This is a genomic window from Nocardia nepalensis (genome assembly GCF_048910785.1).
In the GTDB taxonomy this organism is placed as follows: domain Bacteria; phylum Actinomycetota; class Actinomycetes; order Mycobacteriales; family Mycobacteriaceae; genus Nocardia; species Nocardia nepalensis.
Map to the genome: position 1 here is coordinate 66,261 of NZ_JBKBET010000004.1, position 17,649 is coordinate 83,909.

Annotated in this window: 19 protein-coding genes; 9 read left to right on the forward strand and 10 right to left on the reverse strand. The window is 67.1% G+C overall.

Going from position 1 to position 17,649, the window contains the following annotated elements:
- Positions 1-33: 33 nt before the first annotated feature.
- Positions 34-849, reverse strand: coding sequence for an Fpg/Nei family DNA glycosylase (locus ACHQ4I_RS03700; RefSeq protein WP_420770240.1), 816 nt, complete (start codon positions 847-849; stop codon positions 34-36).
- Between the two features lie 80 nt (positions 850-929).
- Entirely contained in the window at positions 930-1,403 is a 474-nt protein-coding gene (locus ACHQ4I_RS03705; RefSeq protein ID WP_420770241.1) for a ribose-5-phosphate isomerase, read from the reverse strand.
- Positions 1,404-1,592: 189 nt separating this feature from the next.
- On the opposite strand from ACHQ4I_RS03705, the gene ACHQ4I_RS03710 reads away from it, so the two are divergent.
- Positions 1,593-2,777: a M48 family metallopeptidase gene (locus ACHQ4I_RS03710; RefSeq protein WP_420770242.1), complete on the forward strand. Its 1,185-nt coding sequence runs from the start codon at positions 1,593-1,595 to the stop codon at positions 2,775-2,777.
- Between the two features lie 10 nt (positions 2,778-2,787).
- Here ACHQ4I_RS03710 and ACHQ4I_RS03715 read toward each other — a convergent pair whose 3' ends face one another.
- A complete protein-coding gene (locus ACHQ4I_RS03715; RefSeq protein WP_420770243.1) occupies positions 2,788-3,450 on the reverse strand; it encodes a mycothiol-dependent nitroreductase Rv2466c family protein in 663 nt (220 codons plus the stop codon).
- Between the two features lie 157 nt (positions 3,451-3,607).
- On the opposite strand from ACHQ4I_RS03715, the gene ACHQ4I_RS03720 reads away from it, so the two are divergent.
- The 4 genes from ACHQ4I_RS03720 to ACHQ4I_RS03735 all read left to right on the forward strand — a co-directional run bounded on the left by ACHQ4I_RS03720 (position 3,608) and on the right by ACHQ4I_RS03735 (position 7,083).
- Complete coding sequence (locus tag ACHQ4I_RS03720; RefSeq protein ID WP_420770244.1) at positions 3,608-4,831, forward strand: NAD(P)/FAD-dependent oxidoreductase; 1,224 nt, start codon at positions 3,608-3,610, stop codon at positions 4,829-4,831.
- A gap of 100 nt (positions 4,832-4,931) precedes the next feature.
- On the forward strand, positions 4,932-5,333 hold the full coding sequence (locus ACHQ4I_RS03725; RefSeq protein ID WP_420770245.1) for a YciI family protein: 402 nt from the start codon (positions 4,932-4,934) through the stop codon (positions 5,331-5,333).
- 6 nt (positions 5,334-5,339) lie between these two features.
- Positions 5,340-6,557 (forward strand): RNA polymerase sigma factor, encoded by a 1,218-nt coding sequence (locus tag ACHQ4I_RS03730; RefSeq protein ID WP_420770246.1) that lies wholly within the window; start codon positions 5,340-5,342, stop codon positions 6,555-6,557.
- Between the two features lie 49 nt (positions 6,558-6,606).
- Positions 6,607-7,083 carry an NUDIX hydrolase gene (locus ACHQ4I_RS03735; protein WP_420770247.1) on the forward strand — a complete coding sequence of 159 codons (477 nt, stop codon included), beginning with the start codon at positions 6,607-6,609 and terminating at the stop codon, positions 7,081-7,083.
- A 4-nt stretch (positions 7,084-7,087) separates the two neighbouring features.
- Here the strand turns inward: ACHQ4I_RS03735 and ACHQ4I_RS03740 are convergent, their stop codons facing one another.
- Positions 7,088-7,924 carry a phosphoribosylaminoimidazolesuccinocarboxamide synthase gene (locus ACHQ4I_RS03740; RefSeq protein WP_420770248.1) on the reverse strand — a complete coding sequence of 279 codons (837 nt, stop codon included), beginning with the start codon at positions 7,922-7,924 and terminating at the stop codon, positions 7,088-7,090.
- Between the two features lie 139 nt (positions 7,925-8,063).
- On the opposite strand from ACHQ4I_RS03740, the gene pepN reads away from it, so the two are divergent.
- Entirely contained in the window at positions 8,064-10,646 is a 2,583-nt protein-coding gene (gene pepN / locus ACHQ4I_RS03745; RefSeq protein ID WP_420770249.1) for an aminopeptidase N, read from the forward strand.
- Between the two features lie 171 nt (positions 10,647-10,817).
- Here pepN and ACHQ4I_RS03750 read toward each other — a convergent pair whose 3' ends face one another.
- From ACHQ4I_RS03750 to ACHQ4I_RS03765, 4 genes are all read right to left on the reverse strand, one after another.
- Positions 10,818-11,282, reverse strand: a complete 465-nt coding sequence (locus ACHQ4I_RS03750) for a DUF5130 domain-containing protein (RefSeq protein ID WP_420770250.1) — start codon at positions 11,280-11,282, stop codon at positions 10,818-10,820.
- A complete protein-coding gene (gene ctaJ, locus ACHQ4I_RS03755; protein ID WP_420770251.1) occupies positions 11,269-11,550 on the reverse strand; it encodes an aa3-type cytochrome oxidase subunit CtaJ in 282 nt (93 codons plus the stop codon). Before ctaJ ends, ACHQ4I_RS03750 begins: the two co-directional genes overlap by 14 nt.
- A 139-nt stretch (positions 11,551-11,689) precedes the next feature.
- Complete coding sequence (locus ACHQ4I_RS03760) at positions 11,690-13,294, reverse strand: glycoside hydrolase family 13 protein (RefSeq protein ID WP_420770252.1); 1,605 nt, start codon at positions 13,292-13,294, stop codon at positions 11,690-11,692.
- Positions 13,295-13,427: 133 nt separating this feature from the next.
- Positions 13,428-13,832 carry a globin gene (locus tag ACHQ4I_RS03765; RefSeq protein ID WP_420770253.1) on the reverse strand — a complete coding sequence of 135 codons (405 nt, stop codon included), beginning with the start codon at positions 13,830-13,832 and terminating at the stop codon, positions 13,428-13,430.
- A 226-nt stretch (positions 13,833-14,058) separates the two neighbouring features.
- Between ACHQ4I_RS03765 and ACHQ4I_RS03770 the strand changes: the two genes are divergently transcribed.
- A complete protein-coding gene (locus tag ACHQ4I_RS03770) occupies positions 14,059-14,766 on the forward strand; it encodes an HNH endonuclease (RefSeq protein ID WP_420770254.1) in 708 nt (235 codons plus the stop codon).
- A gap of 105 nt (positions 14,767-14,871) precedes the next feature.
- Here ACHQ4I_RS03770 and ACHQ4I_RS03775 read toward each other — a convergent pair whose 3' ends face one another.
- Positions 14,872-15,432 (reverse strand): helix-turn-helix domain-containing protein, encoded by a 561-nt coding sequence (locus ACHQ4I_RS03775; RefSeq protein ID WP_420770255.1) that lies wholly within the window; start codon positions 15,430-15,432, stop codon positions 14,872-14,874.
- Positions 15,433-15,511: 79 nt separating this feature from the next.
- Between ACHQ4I_RS03775 and ACHQ4I_RS03780 the strand changes: the two genes are divergently transcribed.
- On the forward strand, positions 15,512-16,216 hold the full coding sequence (locus ACHQ4I_RS03780; RefSeq protein ID WP_420770256.1) for an AzlC family ABC transporter permease: 705 nt from the start codon (positions 15,512-15,514) through the stop codon (positions 16,214-16,216).
- Positions 16,217-16,265: 49 nt separating this feature from the next.
- Positions 16,266-16,586 carry an AzlD domain-containing protein gene (locus ACHQ4I_RS03785; protein ID WP_420770257.1) on the forward strand — a complete coding sequence of 107 codons (321 nt, stop codon included), beginning with the start codon at positions 16,266-16,268 and terminating at the stop codon, positions 16,584-16,586.
- A gap of 288 nt (positions 16,587-16,874) precedes the next feature.
- On the opposite strand, the gene ACHQ4I_RS03790 is transcribed toward ACHQ4I_RS03785, so the two are convergent.
- Complete coding sequence (locus ACHQ4I_RS03790) at positions 16,875-17,540, reverse strand: DUF8185 domain-containing protein (protein ID WP_420770258.1); 666 nt, start codon at positions 17,538-17,540, stop codon at positions 16,875-16,877.
- Positions 17,541-17,649 lie beyond the last annotated feature (109 nt).

A 17,649-nucleotide genomic window follows, 5' to 3' on the forward strand; every position in this document is an offset into this window, starting at 1 on the left:
CTTCCAGCCCCGGACGCGAGGGGCACAGTCAGATCATCGAGGCTGACAGACGGGGCACCAGAACAGGTTTCGGGCGTCCAGCACGGAATGCAGGACCGTGGCGCCGCACAACCGGCAAGGTTCGCCAGCGCGGCGGTAGACGTAGGTGCGGGGCTTGTCCTTGGCGTAAGCCGGTGCGCCGTGGTCGTCTTCGGGACGGACCACCACGATCTTGCCCCGGCGGACGCCGACTTTCATGAGGTCGACGAGGTCGGACCAGATCGCCTGCCACTCCTCGTAGGACAGCAGTGCGCCGGGGCGATCGGGTGAAATGTTATGGCGGAAAAGGACTTCCGCGCGATACACATTGCCGACACCGGCGAGCACCTGTTGATCCATCAGGAGCGCGCCGATCGGCCGGCGCGAGCGATGAATTCGCCGCCAGGCACGGTCGGGATCGGCGCCGCGCCGCAGCGGATCCGGGCCGAGCCGCTCGGTCAGCGCCGTCACCTCCGCGCGGGTGTACACCTCGCAGGCGGTCGGCCCGCGTAAGTCGCTGCCGTACAGGCGATCATCGGCCGACGCGTCGCCGACGAGCCGCATCCGCACCTGCCCGACCGGCTCGCCCATCGGCAGCGGCACCTCGGTGAAGACGCCGTACAGCCCGAGGTGCACGTGTACGACCAGACCCGACTCGTAATGGTGCAGCAGGTGTTTGCCGTAGGCCTCGGCCCGCGTCAGCACCTGTCCGTCGACCCGAGCGGCACCGGCGGCGAACTTGCCCTGCGGACTGGAGACGCGCACCACTCCCCCGGCAAAGCGCCGTTGATGCAGCCGCGCCAATCGGTGCAGCGTATGACCCTCAGGCATCCGAGCCGGGCTCCCTCTCTGTTCCGCCGCCCATGCGACCCGGTGCACCGGGTCGCCTTGCGGGACGACGGATTACGCGCTCAGTAGGCCGGAACGGCCGGGGCCACACCGGTCTTCTCGTACTCGGCCAGGATGTCGATGCGGCGCTGGTGGCGCGGCTCCTCGGACCACTTGGTCGAGACGAACGCGTCCACGATCGCCAGCGCCTCCTCGGTGGAGTGCATGCGGCCGCCGATGCCGATCAGCTGGGCGTTGTTGTGCTCACGCGCCAGCTGGGCGGTCTCCACGCTCCAGGCCAGGGCGCAGCGGGCGCCGGGCACCTTGTTCGCGGCGATCTGCTCGCCGTTGCCGCTGCCGCCGAAGACCAGGCCCAGGCTGCCCGGGTCGGCGACGGTGCGGCGGGCCGCCTCGATGCAGAAGGCGGGGTAGTCGTCGAGTGCGTCGTACTCGAGGGCGCCGCAGTCGACGACCTCGTGGCCCGCCTGCTCCAGATGGGCCTTGACGTGATTCTTCAGTTCGAAACCGGCATGGTCGGCACCCAGGTATACGCGCATGGCTGCGATTGTGTCAGGCGTGTTTCGCGGGACCGCGAGAGGGGACACACGATGCCGCGCCAGCGCGATTAACACCGTTGGCGGCCGCGGCGAATCGACAGGTATGCCACCCGTGTTCGCGGTCCCGGGTCCCGACCGCACGCCAACGGCATCGAACGTCGTCCCCGGCAAATGAATAGAGTTCTTCACATGCAGCCGCCCGAATCCAACCCGCCCCAGCTGGCGGGCCCACCCGCCGACCCCTATCCCACATTGGGCGGGTGGGCGCAGGCTCAGGACGCGACCGCCACCCCGAGCGGGCACGTTTCCGCCCAACACGATTCGCCGCAATACCCGTCGACGCCGCAATACCCGTCGACACCCCAGCCCTATCCGGGATTGCCGTACCCAACGCCGCACTACGGCCCGGCGCCGTACGGCCAGGGACCCTACGGCGTTGCTCCGGTCCCGCCGGGGACGCCACCGCGGCGTCAGCCGCGCGGCCTGTCGCCGTACGGCATGCCCGCGCGGCATCCGTGGGAGATTCCGCTGCTCGTCGTCGTGTGCGTGATCACCACGTTCGCGCTGCTGCTCGCGCTGCTGGTGTTCATCGATCTCGTCCTGGATCGCAAGATGCCGAACGTGTACCTGGTGATCCTGGTCTTCGCGCCGATCGTGGTCTGGTTCCTGCGCGGTATGGGCTACGCGGCCCAGCGGGTCAATGGCGTCAAGATGTCACCCACCCAGTTCCCCGAGGGTTATCAGCTGGTGGTCGAGGCTGCGGCCCGATTCGGGTTGGCCAAGGTGCCGGATGCCTATGTCGTGCTCGGCAACGGTCAGATCAATGCCTTCGCCTCCGGGCACGGGTTCCGGCGCTACGTCGCGGTCTACAGCGATCTGTTCGAAATCGGCGGCGCCGCACGCGAACCCGACGCACTCGCGTTCATCATCGGCCACGAGGTCGGGCATATCGCGGCCGGGCACACCTCGTACTGGCGTCAGCTCGGCATGTTCGTCGCGCCGTCGCTGCCGATCATCGGCAGCTCGCTGATCCGGTCCCAGGAGTACACCGCCGACAACCACGGCTACTGCAACCGACACGCGGGTGCACCGGCCGCCATGGGCACCCTGGCGGCGGGCAAATATCTCAACAAACTGGTCGGCTTCGACGAGATGGCCGACCGGGCCGCGGTCGAGAAGGGCTTCTTCGTCTGGGTCATCAATGCCATGGCCTCGCATCCGGTGCTGACCTGGCGGATGTGGGCGCTGCGCGACCGCAGCAGGCACGGCCGCCTGTTCTGGCGACCGAACCGACCGACCGGTGCGCCCCCGGCCGGTCCGTATCCGAGCAGCTACGGCGAGGTTCCGGCGCTGCCGCCGAAACCCGTGCCGTAGCTCACCGGACTCAGTCGAAGGCCGGATCCTCGGTCCTGGTCCGCTTCAGCTCGAAGAAGTGCGGGTAGTCGGCCAGCGTGACCGCCGCGTCCCACAGCTTTCCGGCCTCCTCGCCGCGCGGGATACGCGACAGCACCGGACCGAAGAAGGCATTGCCGTTGATGTGGATGGTCGGGGTGCCGACATCGGGCCCCACCTTGTCCATGCCCTCGTGATGGCTCTTGCGCAGCGCCTCGTCGAATTCGGTGCTCTCGGCGGCGGCGGCGAGTTCGGCGGGCAGGCCGACCTCGACGAGCGAATCCGCGATCACCGCGGCCAGGCTCTCCTTGCGGGAGTCGCGCGTGTACTCCTCGCGACGGTTGTGGATGCGGGTGCCCATGGCGGTGTAGAGCGGGGACAGCACCTTGTCACCGTGCTCCTGCGCGGCGGCGATGGCGACCCGCACCGGAGCCCAGCCGGTGGCGAGCAACTCCTCGTACTGCGGCGGCAGACCTTCCTTGCCCTCGTTGAGCACCGACAGGCTCATCACGTGGAAACGGGCCTCGATATCACGGACCTGCTCGACCTCCAGGATCCAGCGGGAGGTGATCCAACACCACGGGCACAGCGGGTCGAACCAGAAATCGGCAACGTTCTTGGTGGTCGTCTCGGTCAAGGACCTGTTCCTCTCCATCGCATGCACGTAGCGCGGTGGGCTCGGCGCACCGCTACTCGTGGCCAACCACAGAACCCCGCGATTCGTTCCCGTCGCCGATTTCCCGAAAGGCGGCGTCGGGTCCCAGTAGGGTTGACACGCAGGCATCCGGTTCCCTCCCGACAAGGAGTCCGCAATGACCTCTGATCAGCATTTCGTCATCGTCGGTGGCGGCCTGGCCGCGGCCAAACTGGCGGAAGCACTGCGCGACAACGATTTCGCCGGAACCGTCACGCTGATCAGCGCCGAGGACTGTCTGCCCTACGACCGACCACCGCTGTCGAAGGAACATCTGCTGGGAAAGAAGTCGCTCGAGGAATTCACCGTGGATCCGGGACAGTGGTACCGCGATCACCACATCGACGTCCGGCTCGGCACCGAGATCAGCGCGATCGATCCGAACGCGAAAACCGTGACACTGCCTGATGGTTCGACGCTCGGCTATGACAAGCTCGCGCTCGCGACCGGCTCGACACCGCGTCGGCTGCCGATTCCCGGCATGGACGCGCGCCGCGTCTACACGCTGCGCACCATCGGCGATTCCGACGCCCTGATCGAGCTGTTCGGCACCGCACGCCGCCTGGTCATCATCGGGGCGGGCTGGATCGGTCTGGAGGTCGCCGCCGCCGCGCGCGCCGCCCAGGTCGAGGTGACCATCGTCGAGGCCGCCGAACAGCCGCTCTTGGCGGCGCTGGGGCCCGAAATGGGCCGGGTCTTCGCGGAGCTCCACCGCGACCACGGCGTCGACCTCCGATTCGGCGCGCAGGTCCGCGAGATCACCACGCACGAAGTGGAGACCGATCTGGCGACCGGCGTCCGCCTCGCCGACGGCACCGTCATCGAGGGTGACGCGGTACTGGTCGCGATCGGCGCGAGTCCGAATACCGAACTCGCCGCGGCCGCCGGGCTCGCGACCGACGGCGGCGTGCTCGTCGATGCGGGCCTGGCCACCAGCGATCCGGATATCGTCGCCGTCGGCGATATCGCCGAGCAGCAGCATCCGGTGCTCGGCCGCCGAATTCGGGTGGAGCACTGGGCGAATGCGCTCAATCAGCCCGCCGTCGCGGCGCAGACCATGCTCGGCAAGCCGGCCTCCTACGAGCGCCTGCCCTATTTCTTTACCGACCAGTACGACCTGGGCATGGAATACAACGGCTACGCAGCGCCCGGCGACTACGCGCAGGTAGTGGTGCGTGGCGATCAGTCCAAGCGCGAGTTCATCGCGTTCTGGCTCGACGCCGACAACCGGGTATTGGCCGGCATGAACGTGAATGTCTGGGATGTGACCGATCGGATCAAGGAATTGGTCGGCCAGCAGGTGGATCCCGAACGGCTCGCCGATCCGGCCACGCCATTGTGACGCGGATCACGATATTCGAGAATGTGTCGAATCGGCCCGGCGGGCTCCGACCTCATCGCGAGAGCGCCGGACGGGCGCACTGAGGGCTAGGAGACCGGATATGAAGTACATGCTGCTCAAGACCTACGGGCCCGCCGCCAATTGCGACACCCCGATCACCGAGTGGACGCCCGAAGAGATCCAGGCCCATATAGATTTCCAGCGGGCGCTGGGCGCGGAGCTGGCCAGGAACGGTGAGCTGGTGGACGCACAGGGACTGGCCGGGCCGGAGCAGGCGCGGCTGGTCAGTTCGGACGGACGCTCGGCGCCGGTGATCACCGACGGGCCGTTCCCGGAGACCAAGGAGTTCCTGGCCGGATATTGGATCGTCGATGTGGACACCGAGGAGCGCGCGTTGCAGATCGCCGCGCAGGCTTCGGCGGCGCCGGGCCCGGGCGGCAAGCCGATCGGCGAGTACATCGAGGTGCGCGCGGTGATGGGTGCGCCGGCCACCGAACAATAGCCATCGATGAACGAGAGACCTCCGATCGAGGGCCTGTTGCGCGAACTCGCGCCGCAGGTCCTCGGCACATTGGTGCGGCGGTTCGGTGATTTCGACACCGCCGAGGATGCGCTGCAGGAGGCGATGCTGGCCGCCGCGACCCAATGGCCCGCCGATGGGTTGCCGGACAATCCGCGCGGGTGGTTGATCCAGGTCGCGCAACGGCGGATGGCCGATACGGTTCGCGCCGAGGTGGCTCGGCGGCGCAGGGAGACAACGGTTTTCGAGCGCGATGTACCCGATGCGCAGGCCGTCGATCGGGATGACACGCTCGCCATGTTCTTCCTGTGCTGCCATCCGGCGCTGTCGTCCGCGAGCGCCATCGCGCTGACGCTGCGCGCCGTCGGCGGGCTCGGAACCGCCGAGATCGCCAACGCCTTTCTGCTGCCGGAAGCGACCATGGCGCAACGGATTACCCGCGCCAAGAAGAAACTGGCCACCCTCGACCGCCCGTTCGCCCGGCCCGGTGACGCAGAATGGCACGAGCGACTGGGTTCGGTGCTGCATGTGCTGTACCTGATCTTCAACGAGGGGCACACCACCACCTCGGGGCCCGACCTGCAGCGGACCGATCTCTCCAGCGAGGCGATCCGTCTGGCCAGGTCGATCCATCGGCTGCTCCCCGAGGACACCGAGGTCACCGGGCTGCTCGCGCTCATGCTGCTCACCGACTCCCGGCGGGCCGCACGCACCGGGGCGCACGGTGAGTTGATTCCCCTCGCCGAGCAGAATCGGGCGCTGTGGGATCGCGGGCTGATCATCGAGGGCATCACGCTGACGACCGACGCGCTCGCATCGGGCCGCACCGGCCCCTATCAGCTCCAGGCCGCCATCGCGGTGCTGCACGCCCAGGCACTGCGCGCCGAGGACACCGACTGGACGCGAATCCTGGCGCTGTACAACATGATCGAGCGCATCTCGAAGAACCCGATGGTGACCCTCAACCGGGCCGTCGCCACCGCCATGGTGCACGGCCCCGCCGCGGGCCTCGAACTCGCCGACACCCTCGAAGATCAGCTCGCGGGCAGCCACCGTCTCGACGCGGTCCGCGGCCACCTACACGAAATGGCAGGCGATCTCGATGCCGCCATCGCCTGCTACAACACCGCCGCCAACCGCACCACCAGCTCACCCGAACACGACTACCTCACCCTGCGTGCCGCCCACCTGCGCCACCGCCGGTAATGGCCGTGTCCTGTGCGCCGGACTGCCGGTAGGCGGCAGACTGCTAGTCGTGGCAGGCAAATTCAGTGCTGGGATTCTGTTGTTCCGCCGGAACTCCGGTAGTGTCGAGGTCCTGATCGGGCATATGGGTGGACCGTTCTGGGCACGCAAGGATGCGGGGGCCTGGTCGATTCCGAAAGGGGAATACGAGCCGGAGCACGAGAGTTCCGAGCTCGCCGCGGCGCGCGAGTTCACCGAGGAACTGGGCCTGCCGGTGCCGGAGGGCGAACGGGTGCCGCTCGGCGAGGTCCGTTACGGCAGTGGCAAATCCACCAAGAACCTCACCGTCTGGGCCGTCGAGGGCGATCTGGACCCGGCCGAGGTGGTACCCGGCACCTTCGAGATGGAATGGCCGCCCAAATCCGGCCGCCTCGCCACATTCCCGGAAATCGACCGCGCCGCCTGGTTCGACCTGCCCACCGCCCACGAAAAGCTCGGCACCGGCCAGCGCCCCTACCTCGACCGCCTCGCCGAACACCTCAGCTGACCGGTCAGCGTGGCGTGCCGCCCCAGGTCTGCCCGGTGATGAGTTCGTAGGCCTCCATGTACTTCTGGCGGGTGGCTTCGACGATATCCGCGGGGATCTCCGGACCCGGGTATTCCTTGTTCCAGCCGGTGGAGGTGGACCAGTCGCGGACGAACTGCTTGTCGAAGGAGCGTTGCGTGCGGCCGGGCACCCATTCGGCGGCGGGCCAGAAGCGGGATGAGTCCGAGGTCAGCACCTCATCGCCGAGGGTGAGAATGTCACCGTCCCAACCGAATTCGACCTTGGTGTCGGCGACGATGACGCCCCGCTCGGCGGCGTGCGCGGCGCCCCGGGTGTAGATCCGCAGGGTCAGGTCGCGCAGTTGTTCGGCGACCTCGCGCCCCTCCTGATTCACCACATCCGCGAAGGTGATGGGCTCGTCGTGCCCCTCGGATGCCTTGCTGGTCGGGGTGAAGATCGGCTCGGGCAGTTTGTCGCCGTCGCGCAGACCCGACGGCAGTGTGACGCCGGAGACCGTGCCCGTCTGCTCGTATTCCTTGAGACCCGAACCGGTCAGATAGCCGCGGGCGATGCACTCCACCTGCACCATCTTCAGCGGCTTGACCCGGATCCCGCGACCGGCGAATTCGGCGGGCACATCGGTCGCGGAGACCACATGGTTGGGCACGTCGGTGAAGTACTCGAACCACCAGTTCGACAGCTGGGTCAGCAGCGCGCCCTTATCCGGAATGGGCGTCGGCAGCACCACGTCGTAGACCGACACCCGGTCCGACGCCACGAGCAGCAGCGTATCGCCGTCCTCGTAGAGGTCGCGCACCTTTCCGGCGTGGATGTGCTTCACGTCGCAGCTCCGATCCTGGTCGATAGGGTTTATGGGAAAAACTTCCGCGCGGGCAACCTTACCGAGGTGGCATTGTGGTGAGTGCTGTGCCCGCCGGGCGGCCCGCCCGAGCATGTTCTTCGAACCACGAAGGAGTCCCATGTCCGCACCGAACCTGACTCGCGACCAGGCGATCGAACGCGCCTCGACAGTGCAGGTCGAGAACTATCGCATCGACCTCGACCTGACCGACGGGGCGGGGAAACCGGGCGAGCAGACCTTCTTCTCCCGCAGCACGGTCACCTTCACCGCGACCGCGGGCGCGAGCACGTTCATCGATATCGTCGCCCGCGGGGTCCGCTCTGCCGTGCTCAACGGCGCACCGATCGACATCGCCGACTATGACGAATCCAAGGGCATCACGCTGACCGGTCTGGCCGAGCGCAACGAACTCGTCGTCGAGGCCGACTGCGAATACTCCAATACCGGTGAGGGCCTGCACCGCTTCGTCGACCCCACCGACGACGCGGTCTACCTGTACTCGCAGTTCGAAACCGCCGACGCCAAGCGCATGTTCGCCTGCTTCGACCAGCCCGACCTCAAGGCCACCTTCGATATCAACGTCACCGCGGCGCCGAACTGGAAGGTCATCTCCAACGGCGCGGTCGTCGACACGCTGATCGCCGAGCCGGGCAAGCACCTGTTCCGCACCACCCCGAAGATGAGCACCTACCTGGTCGCGCTCATCGCGGGCCCGTACGCGGAGTGGACCGACGCCTACACCGACGACCACGGCACCATCCCGCTCGGCATCTACTGCCGCGCCTCGCTCGCCGAGCATATGGATGCCGAGCGGCTGTTCACCGAGACCAAACAGGGATTCGGCTTCTACCACAAGAACTTCGGCGTGCCCTATGCCTTCGGCAAGTACGACCAGCTGTTCGTCCCGGAGTTCAACGCGGGCGCGATGGAGAACGCCGGCGCCGTTACCTTCCTGGAGGACTACGTCTTCCGGTCCAAGGTGACCCGCGCGTCCTATGAGCGGCGTGCCGAGACGGTGCTGCACGAGATGGCGCATATGTGGTTCGGCGATCTGGTCACCATGAAGTGGTGGGACGACCTGTGGTTGAACGAATCGTTCGCGACCTTCGCCTCGGTGCTGTGCCAGTCCGAGGCGACCGAATACACCAGTGCCTGGACCACTTTCGCGAATGTGGAGAAGTCCTGGGCCTACCGGCAGGATCAGTTGCCCTCCACCCATCCGATCGCGGCGGACATTCCGGACCTGCACGCGGTCGAGGTCAACTTCGACGGAATCACCTATGCCAAGGGCGCTTCCGTGCTCAAGCAGCTGGTCGCGTACGTCGGGCTGGAGCCGTTCCTCGCGGGCCTGCGTGACTACTTCACCGAACATGCCTATGACAACGCCACTTTCGACGATCTGCTGTCGGCGCTGGAGAAGTCCTCGGGCCGCGATCTGTCCGGCTGGGGCGCGCAGTGGCTCAAGACCACCGGACTGAATATCCTGCGTCCGGACTTCGAGGTCGATCCCGACGGCCGGTTCACCAGGTTCGCGGTTGTCCAAGAGGGCGCCGAACCGGGCGCGGGTGAGCGTCGCGTGCATCGCCTCGCGATCGGCGTGTACGGCGAACAGGACGGAAAGCTGGTCCGCACCAACCGCGTCGAGCTCGACCTCGACGCCGCCGAACGCACCGAGGTACCCGAACTCGTCGGCGTGGAACGCGGTCAGCTGGTGTTGATCAACGACGACGATCTCACCTACTGCTCGGTGCGCCTCGATCCCGATTCACTCGATGTGGTGCTGCACCGCATCCACGAGATCGTCGAACCGCTGCCGCGCACACTGTGCTGGTCGGCCGCGTGGGAGATGACCAGGCAGGCCGAGATGCGGGCCCGCGACTTCGTCGCACTGGTGCAGCGCGGTGTCGGCGCCGAGACCGAAATCGGCGTGGTGCAACGGCTTCTGATGCAGGCCAATACCGCGATCGGCAGCTACGCCGATCCCGAATGGGCGAACACCACCGGCTGGACCGAATTCGCCAACCGGCTGCTCGAGCTCGCCCGCGAGGCCGAGCCGGGTTCGGATCATCAGCTCGCCTTCGTCAACGCGCTCACCGGCGCGCGGCTGCAGGCCTGGCACACCGAGGTGGTGCGCGAACTGCTCGACGGTGATCCCGCCACCGTCGGTCTGGCCGGTCTGGTCGTGGACACCGATCTGCGCTGGCGGCTCGTCGCCGCGCTGGCGGCGGCGGGTGAAATCGATGCCGACGGCCTCGACACTCCGGTCATCGACCAGGAATTGGCGAACGACCCGACCGCGGCGGGTAAGCGCCAGGCCGCCGCCGCGGCGACGGCCCGGCCGATCGCCGAGGTGAAGGAGCGGGCCTGGACCACGGTGATGTCCGACGATTCGGTGCCCAATATCACCGCCCGCGCGATCGTCGGCGGCTTCGCGCCGGCGGGCCAGGGCGAGTTGCTCGCGCCCTACGTCGACCGCTACTTCGCCGAGGTGCCCGGCGTCTGGGAGCGCCGCTCCAGCGAGGTGGCGCAAACCGTCGTCGTCGGCCTGTACCCCGCCTGGGCCATCAGCGAGGACGCCGTCGCGACGGCGGACAAGTTCCTCGCCGGTGATCACCCGCCCGCCCTGCGCCGCCTGGTGACCGAGGGTAAGGCGGGCATCGAACGCTCGCTGCGCGCCCGCGCCTTCGACGCCCGGGGCTGAAGCACTGAGGGCTACCTCAGCTGATCGAAACGGGGCGTGCCCATCACCGTGATGAGCACGCCCCGTTCGCATCCGAAGGCTATGGCCGCCGTGGCTCGCGATGTTCCGTGCGGCCGAACGCAAACGGCGCGTCCACCTTTGCAGGTGAACGCGCCGTGATGCAGCCGGTGATCAGCGACCGATGGCGGCGGCCATCACGCGGACCGCGGACATCAGACCGTCGATGAGCTGCCCCTGACGGAAGGAACTCAGGGCGGCGGTGACGCCGAGCTGGCAGACGCGGTCGTTGGCGCGGTCGGCGATCTCCTTGCCGGAGCGGACCTCGACGGCCTTGTCGTTGGGCGAGACGGCGATGAGCACCGAACGCGCGGCCTCGGGGGTCGCGGGGAAGACCGCGTCCGCACCGGCGGCCGGATCCGCGCCCAGATCACCGATGTAGATGTTGAAGCGCACCTTGGTCGCGCGGGTCGCCTCGGTGAGCACGTTGTCCATGGCCAGCCGCTCGTCATCGCTGAACGGGGCTTCCTTGAACACCGCACCGGTCTCGTGCACGCCGGAAACGCGGCCGCTGCTGGTGACCACCGAACCGTGCGGCAGTTCGGATTCGACTACCGCGGGCCAATTAGAACTTGCCACTTGCCCGGCCTCCGATCAGCTCCACCGCGGTGGACTCGATTGCCGCATGGTGACCATGCGACGACTCTCCAGTGTCGTGATGACCCGAACCGGTCACCTCGTCGGTAGCACTCCACAGCACGGGAGGCTGGGTCCACTTCTGACCGAGGTCGTAATGGACCGGCTTCTCGCCGGGCAGTGGCTTGCCGAGAAACGACAATCCGGCGATCGCGCCGTAGATCACCAGCGGAATGCCGAGGAAGATCAGCACTGTCTCGAGAATGCTCACGACTGCGCCTCGCTGACGCTCGGCTCCGTCGCGCGCATTGCGCGCTGGCACATGGTTCGCTCGCTTCGCTCACTCACGGAACTCAATTTAGACGATCGTGTGTAGTAGTTCGCGCTCTGGTCGAACTCGTGTTGTCCGGTCACACCAACCAGGCGGCGGCATTCGGGAGCAGCTGACCGTTCTCCGGCGGTGCACTGGCGAGCAGTACCTCACCGGGCGGCAAGGAGATCGGCACCGGCGAGGCGTTCAGCACACACACCAGTCCACCGGGCCGCCGGAAGGCCAGGGAACCGGCCGGACTGCCGTACCACTCGATCCGCGGACCGGCGAATTCCGGTCGGATACCACGCAATTCGATCGCCATCCGATACAGCGACAGCGTGGAACCCAACGCCTCCAACTGCGCCTCGACCGACAGCGCGGCCCACTCCGGCGGCATCGGCAACCAGGACCGCTCGGCGGTGGTGAAGCCGAACGGCGCTGCCGCGCCCTCCCAGGGCATCGGCACCCGGCAACCGTCGCGTCCGCGCTCGGTATGTCCGGAGCGTTCCCAGACCGGATCCTGCAGTACCGCCTCGGGCAGATCGTCCACATTCGGCAGCCCGAGTTCCGCGCCGTTGTAGATGAAGACCGCGCCGGGCAGCGCCAGCTCCACCAGCATCATCGCGCGGGCCCGCGCCACCCCGACGGGACCGCCGCCGTAGCGGGTGACCTCACGTTCGATGTCGTGATTGGACAGGGTCCAGGTGGGCGATGCGCCCACCGGCGCGACGGCCGCGAGCGAGTTGTCGATGGCGGCGCGGACCGTATCGGCGCTGAACGGCGTCTCGGCGAGACGGAAATTGAAGGCCAGGTGCAGTTCGTCGGGCCGGACGTACTCGCCGAAGCGGGTGTTGTCGTCCACCCACACCTCGCCGATCGAGACCGCGTGCGGATACTCGTCGAGCACCTTGCGGATGCGGCGGTGGATCTCGTGCACGGCGGGATTGTTGAAGCGCGGATCGCTGTCGTCGTGCACGAGCATTCTGGTGTCGACGTGTTCCATATCGGGCAGGCCGTCCGGTTTGGCCATACCGTGCGCGACATCGAGGCGGAACCCGTCCACGCCCCGATCCAGCCAGAACCGCAGCGTCTGCTCGAAATCGGCGGCGACCTCGGGATCGGACCAGTTCAGATCCGGTTGCTCGGGCGCGAAGATGTGCAGGTACCACTGGCCGGGCGTGCCGTCGGCCTCGGTGACGCGGGTCCAGGCGGGCCCGCCGAAGATGCTCGGCCAGTTGTTCGGCGGTGTCGCGCCGTCGGGTCCGCGGCCGTCGCGGAAGATGTAGCGTTCGCGCTCTCGGCTGCCGGGCGCGGCGGCCAGGGCCGCCGCGAACCACGGATGCTGATCGCTGGTGTGGTTCGGCACCAGATCCATGGTGACCTTGAGACGGCGGTCGTGCGCCTCGGCAATGAGCTCGTCCATCGCCGCCATCCCGCCGAACAGCGGGTCGATATCGCGCGGATCGGCCACGTCGTAGCCGCCGTCGGCCATCGGGGAACGCATCACCGGACAGATCCAGAGCGCGTCGATCCCGAGTAGTTCCAGATAGCCGAGTTTGTCGCGAACTCCGCGGAGATCGCCGATCCCGTCACCGTCGGAGTCCGCGAAGGATCTCGGATAGACCTGGTAGAACACGGCCGACCGCCACCAGGGTGGGGCGGTGCGATCCACCGGCGCCGGGACGGCAGGTGTATCAGTCACATCCGTAATAGTGCCAAAGATTTTCGGTAAATTCGCTCAGGCTCAGCGATGTTCGATGACATCGGCAAATAACCAGCGTGCCGTGACCCGAGCCGAAAACCTTGGGGTATCCGGGAACTCGACCGAAACGACCTCACCAAGCGGCATTCACCAGCGAATTCGCTGCCATCTCGAGGTAATCGAGCAACGCCTTGCGATGCTCATCATCCAGAATTTCCGGTTCGATCTCCGCCACGCCGATCCGCATGCAGCGCAGCCACGCGTCGCGCTCGACCGGACCGATCTTGAACGGCATATGCCGCATCCGCAGCCGCGGATGGCCGCGCTCGTCGGAGTATGTGCGCGGCCCGCCCCAGTACTGCTCCAGGAACATGCGCAGCCGCCGCTCGGCCGGTCCGAGATCCTGTTCCGGGTACAGCGGGCGCAGTACCTCGTCGGCCGCCACCTCGCGATAGAACGCCGCGATGATCCGCTGGAACGTCGCCGCCCCGCCGATCGCCTCGTAGAACGACGTCGCTGTCTGCTCGCCGGATGTCATCAGGTCCTCTCGATCGGTCGGCAATGGCTGGTTGTTTCGAGCGACCCGCACGCGATCGCCAGCGCCGACTCCATTGTGCCCGCGTCACGAACGGGCGGCCCTTCAACCACAGTTCATCCGACATTGTGCGAAATCACCGTGCAATAGGCCGCGTTCCATGGTCAACTGGGTGGCAGTCTCTGCCGAGATACCACATGATCTTGAAAACTATGAAACCGGGGTCCACATGAAGCAGCGGCACGGCCGATCACACGAGGCCAGGACGCACCGACAACTCCAGCCCGCCGACGTCCACAATCGTGGGTCGGGGGCTACTCCGCTGCACATCTTGTCCGATCACTATCCGGGTGCCCATCGCGCCGGTGAGCCTGCTCACCACAATCCGCACCTCACGCCGGTCCAAAACGAGACCGCCAACTGGTTGAAGCGCCGGGTGTTGCTTCTCAATGCCACCTACGAGCCGCTCACCGCGCTGTCCGCACGCCGCGCCGTGGTGCTCCTCATCTGCGATAAAGCCGATACCGTCCACCACGACCCCGATGGTTCGGTGGTGCATTCCGCCGAATCCGCCGTCACGATTCCGTCGGTCATCCGGCTGCGCAGCTACGTACACGTGCCCTATCGGGCCCGCGTCCCGATGACCCGAGCCGCCCTCATGCATCGCGACCGCTATCGCTGCGGGTACTGCGGTGGCAAGGCAGAGACCATCGACCACGTCATCCCGCGCAGCCGCGGCGGTGAACATTCCTGGGAGAACTGCGTCGCGAGCTGCGCGCCGTGCAACCATCGCAAGGCCGACAAGCTGCTCAGCGAGCTGGGGTGGACGTTGCGTTCGCCACTGGTGTCGCCGAAGGGACCGCACTGGCGGCTGTTGTCCACGACCGCCGACCTGGACCCCGTGTGGTTGCAGTATCTCGGCGAGGGTGCGGCCTGAGGACTTTCGGCCAGCGCGGGCAATGTGCGGTCTGTGGGGTATCCGGACGTCCCGGTCCAGGCGAGAGATGAGGGTTCCGGCCGCCTCGGTCGAGGTGCGACGGTCTCACGTGTATTCGACGACCAGCGTTGCCCAGGTATCGGGTTCGAGGGCTTCGAAGACGTGGGGTGCGTCACCCGGGTAGGCGATGTAGTCGCCGGGCGCTAGTTCGACCGGTGTATCGATCGGGCCGGCGAGCGCACGTCCGGTGGCCAGGAGTACGTGCTCGACCACGCCCGGGATATGCGGCTCCGATTTGCGCGCATGGCCGGGTTCGGCGGTGATCCGGAACAGGTCACGGCGGGAATTGGCCGGACCGGCCGCCAGCAGCGTGGCGCGGTACTCGGACTCCGCGGCGGCGACCACCGGGCCGTCCCCCGCGCGGATGACGTGGACGGTGGGACGCGGCGGGTCGAGCAGCCGCGAAAACGGCATATCGAGGGCGACGCACAGCGCCCACAGGGTCTCCAGACTGGGATTGCCGGTACCCGATTCCAGGTGGGACAGTGTGGATTTCGCCACACCGGCGCGATTGGCGACCTCGCTCAGCGATAGCCCGGCGCGGGTGCGCTCGCGGCGCAGGGCAGCGGCGATCACCGCCTGCGGCGTCGTCGGACTCTGCTCCATTTCCGCTCCCGTCGACTCGGGGATGACAGGACAGAAAATCATATTGACGAATCGTCCCGCCATGTTCACTATAAGCTACATGCGTTCGATATGGCGAACACTCGATCGGGACACACTCTCCGGTATCGCGGCGGTTTTGCTCGCGGTCGGGCTGATCGGTGTTTCCTACGGCGCTACCGCGGTCACCTCCGGTTTTCCGCTATGGGTTCCGATTGTGCTCGGGGTCGTCGTGCTCGCGGGCGGTGCGGAATTCCTGTTCATCGGAATCATGGCGACGGGCGGCAGCCCGATCGCGGCCGTGCTGGCCGGACTGCTGGTCAATGCCCGGCATCTGCCCTACGGGCTGTCGGTGCCCGATGTGGTCGGTACCGGATGGCGGCGGCGCATCGGCGTACACGTGATGAACGACGAATCCGTCGCGCTGGCCCTGGCCCAGCCCGATATGGCGCGGAGGCGGGCCGCGTATTGGGTGAGCGGATTGGGTGTGCTCATCGCCTGGCCCGGCGGTGCCGCGATCGGTGCGCTGATCGGCACCGTGGTGCCCGATACCGGTGCGATCGGGTTGGACGCGGTGTTCCCGGCGGTGCTGTTATCGCTGATCATGCCCGCGTTGCGGGCGCGCGGCACCCTGCGCGCCGCGCTGATCGGCGCGATTGCCGCCGTGGCGAGCGCGCCGTTCCTGCCCGCGGGAATGCCTGTGCTCGTCGCGCTCTTGGGACTGTTCTTCGCGCTCTCGAAGCATGACGGCGAGGAGTCGGGCGCCACCGGGGAACAAGCCTCATGACCGAGCGAAATATCGACCCAGCCACGACGGCATCGAGCGGGGCGCCGGTATGAGCACCCCGATCCTGCTCGTGGCGATGTCGGCACTGTCCGCCGGAACCTATGCCTTCCGTTCGTCGGGCCCGGCCCTGCGCAACCGCATCCGCTTCCCGGAGCGAGCGACGAAGCTCCTGGAAATCGGCGCAGTCGTCCTGCTGGCCGCCATGGTCGCCATCACCACCCTGCCCACCGGCTCCGGCCACCTCGGATTCGCCCTCCCCGCAGGCGTTCTCGTCGGCGGTCTCCTGGCCTGGCGCAACAAACCCATGCTCGTCGTCATCCTCGCCGCCGCAGCCACTACCGCCCTCCTGCGCCTCCTCGGCGTCAGCTGACCCCACGCTCGGTACGTCGGATCGGCATCGCCGAATCCGATCAGCCGCACTCTTTCTCAGCGTTCGCACTCCAGCAGAGCGCCGAATGCGTCGCCGGGCCGTTGTTCGGTCACATCAACGTCACACGCGGGGGATCAAATCGCCTTGGGTGAGCGCGATTGCGCGGCAGTCAAAGCGGCATGACCTGCATCACAGCCAAAATCCGCGATAATTCGACAGCAGACGGCGTAAAGCGTGTGCGAGGTGAGGCCCGTTCACGCGACCGGCGCCAGCGGCGCTGTGTTGAGGTCAGCTTGGGGTGAGGGGAATGCCGCCGCCTCGACGGCGGGCGACGGAGCCGTAGCGGGCATCCAGGCGGAGCCAGGTTTTGGTGGCGCGAACGCGGACGATTTCGGTGGGCGGAATGCGGCGCGGGTCGGCCTTGTCACCGGAGTGTGGAATGAAATCCATTGCGGTGAGGGCGAATACGACACGCATCGGAACCTGCACCTGGGCTTCGGCCGCGGATACCGTGAGTACCGTCTGGTCCAGCAGCGAGGCGGGTGGGCCGTGACTGCTGCCGTGTTCCTTGGCCAGTGCCGCACCCCGTTCGGCGAGTTCGACGAGGGTGCGCGCGGGCACATCATCGACATGTTCGAAGCCGACATCCGGCGGAAGCGCACCGCGCCAAGCCGAATCCATCGAGTAGCCGAGATCGATCGGACTGCCGAACGGCAAACCGGCCAGCACCAGATCGGCACCGACGGTGACATCGTCGACGCCGAGCTCAGCGACCACCGTGCGCACCGCAAGAGCCTCGAAACCCGTTGCCACCCAGGCGGATACAAAGCGTTCCCCGCGACGGCGCAGACGCACCACCGCCGCGGGGTCCAAGCGTAGCGCCCGAGTCAGAAACGTCGCCAGGTTCTCGCGCTCCGCCGGATCGGAAACGTCGAGCACCCGTTGCCCCGACATCAGCGCGCCACCATCTTTGCGACGCAACCGGATTCAGCCATCACCACGCGACCATTCCACCACTGCCCCGCGATCGAGCCGAACACCCGCCCGCCGCTCGGGCGTCACC

Bases quoted from the DNA above. Each gene is read 5' to 3' on its own strand.
- ACHQ4I_RS03700 (WP_420770240.1), bottom strand. From the start codon at position 849: ATGCCTGAGGGTCATACGCTGCACCGATTGGCGCGGCTGCATCAACGG.
- ACHQ4I_RS03705 (WP_420770241.1), bottom strand. From the start codon at position 1,403: ATGCGCGTATACCTGGGTGCCGACCATGCCGGTTTCGAACTGAAGAAT.
- ACHQ4I_RS03710 (WP_420770242.1), top strand. From the start codon at position 1,593: ATGCAGCCGCCCGAATCCAACCCGCCCCAGCTGGCGGGCCCACCCGCC.
- ACHQ4I_RS03715 (WP_420770243.1), bottom strand. From the start codon at position 3,450: ATGGAGAGGAACAGGTCCTTGACCGAGACGACCACCAAGAACGTTGCC.
- ACHQ4I_RS03720 (WP_420770244.1), top strand. From the start codon at position 3,608: ATGACCTCTGATCAGCATTTCGTCATCGTCGGTGGCGGCCTGGCCGCG.
- ACHQ4I_RS03725 (WP_420770245.1), top strand. From the start codon at position 4,932: ATGAAGTACATGCTGCTCAAGACCTACGGGCCCGCCGCCAATTGCGAC.
- ACHQ4I_RS03730 (WP_420770246.1), top strand. From the start codon at position 5,340: ATGAACGAGAGACCTCCGATCGAGGGCCTGTTGCGCGAACTCGCGCCG.
- pepN (WP_420770249.1), top strand. From the start codon at position 8,064: ATGTCCGCACCGAACCTGACTCGCGACCAGGCGATCGAACGCGCCTCG.
- ACHQ4I_RS03765 (WP_420770253.1), bottom strand. From the start codon at position 13,832: ATGACATCCGGCGAGCAGACAGCGACGTCGTTCTACGAGGCGATCGGC.
- ACHQ4I_RS03770 (WP_420770254.1), top strand. From the start codon at position 14,059: ATGAAGCAGCGGCACGGCCGATCACACGAGGCCAGGACGCACCGACAA.
- ACHQ4I_RS03775 (WP_420770255.1), bottom strand. From the start codon at position 15,432: ATGGAGCAGAGTCCGACGACGCCGCAGGCGGTGATCGCCGCTGCCCTG.
- ACHQ4I_RS03780 (WP_420770256.1), top strand. From the start codon at position 15,512: ATGCGTTCGATATGGCGAACACTCGATCGGGACACACTCTCCGGTATC.
- ACHQ4I_RS03785 (WP_420770257.1), top strand. From the start codon at position 16,266: ATGAGCACCCCGATCCTGCTCGTGGCGATGTCGGCACTGTCCGCCGGA.
- ACHQ4I_RS03790 (WP_420770258.1), bottom strand. From the start codon at position 17,540: ATGTCGGGGCAACGGGTGCTCGACGTTTCCGATCCGGCGGAGCGCGAG.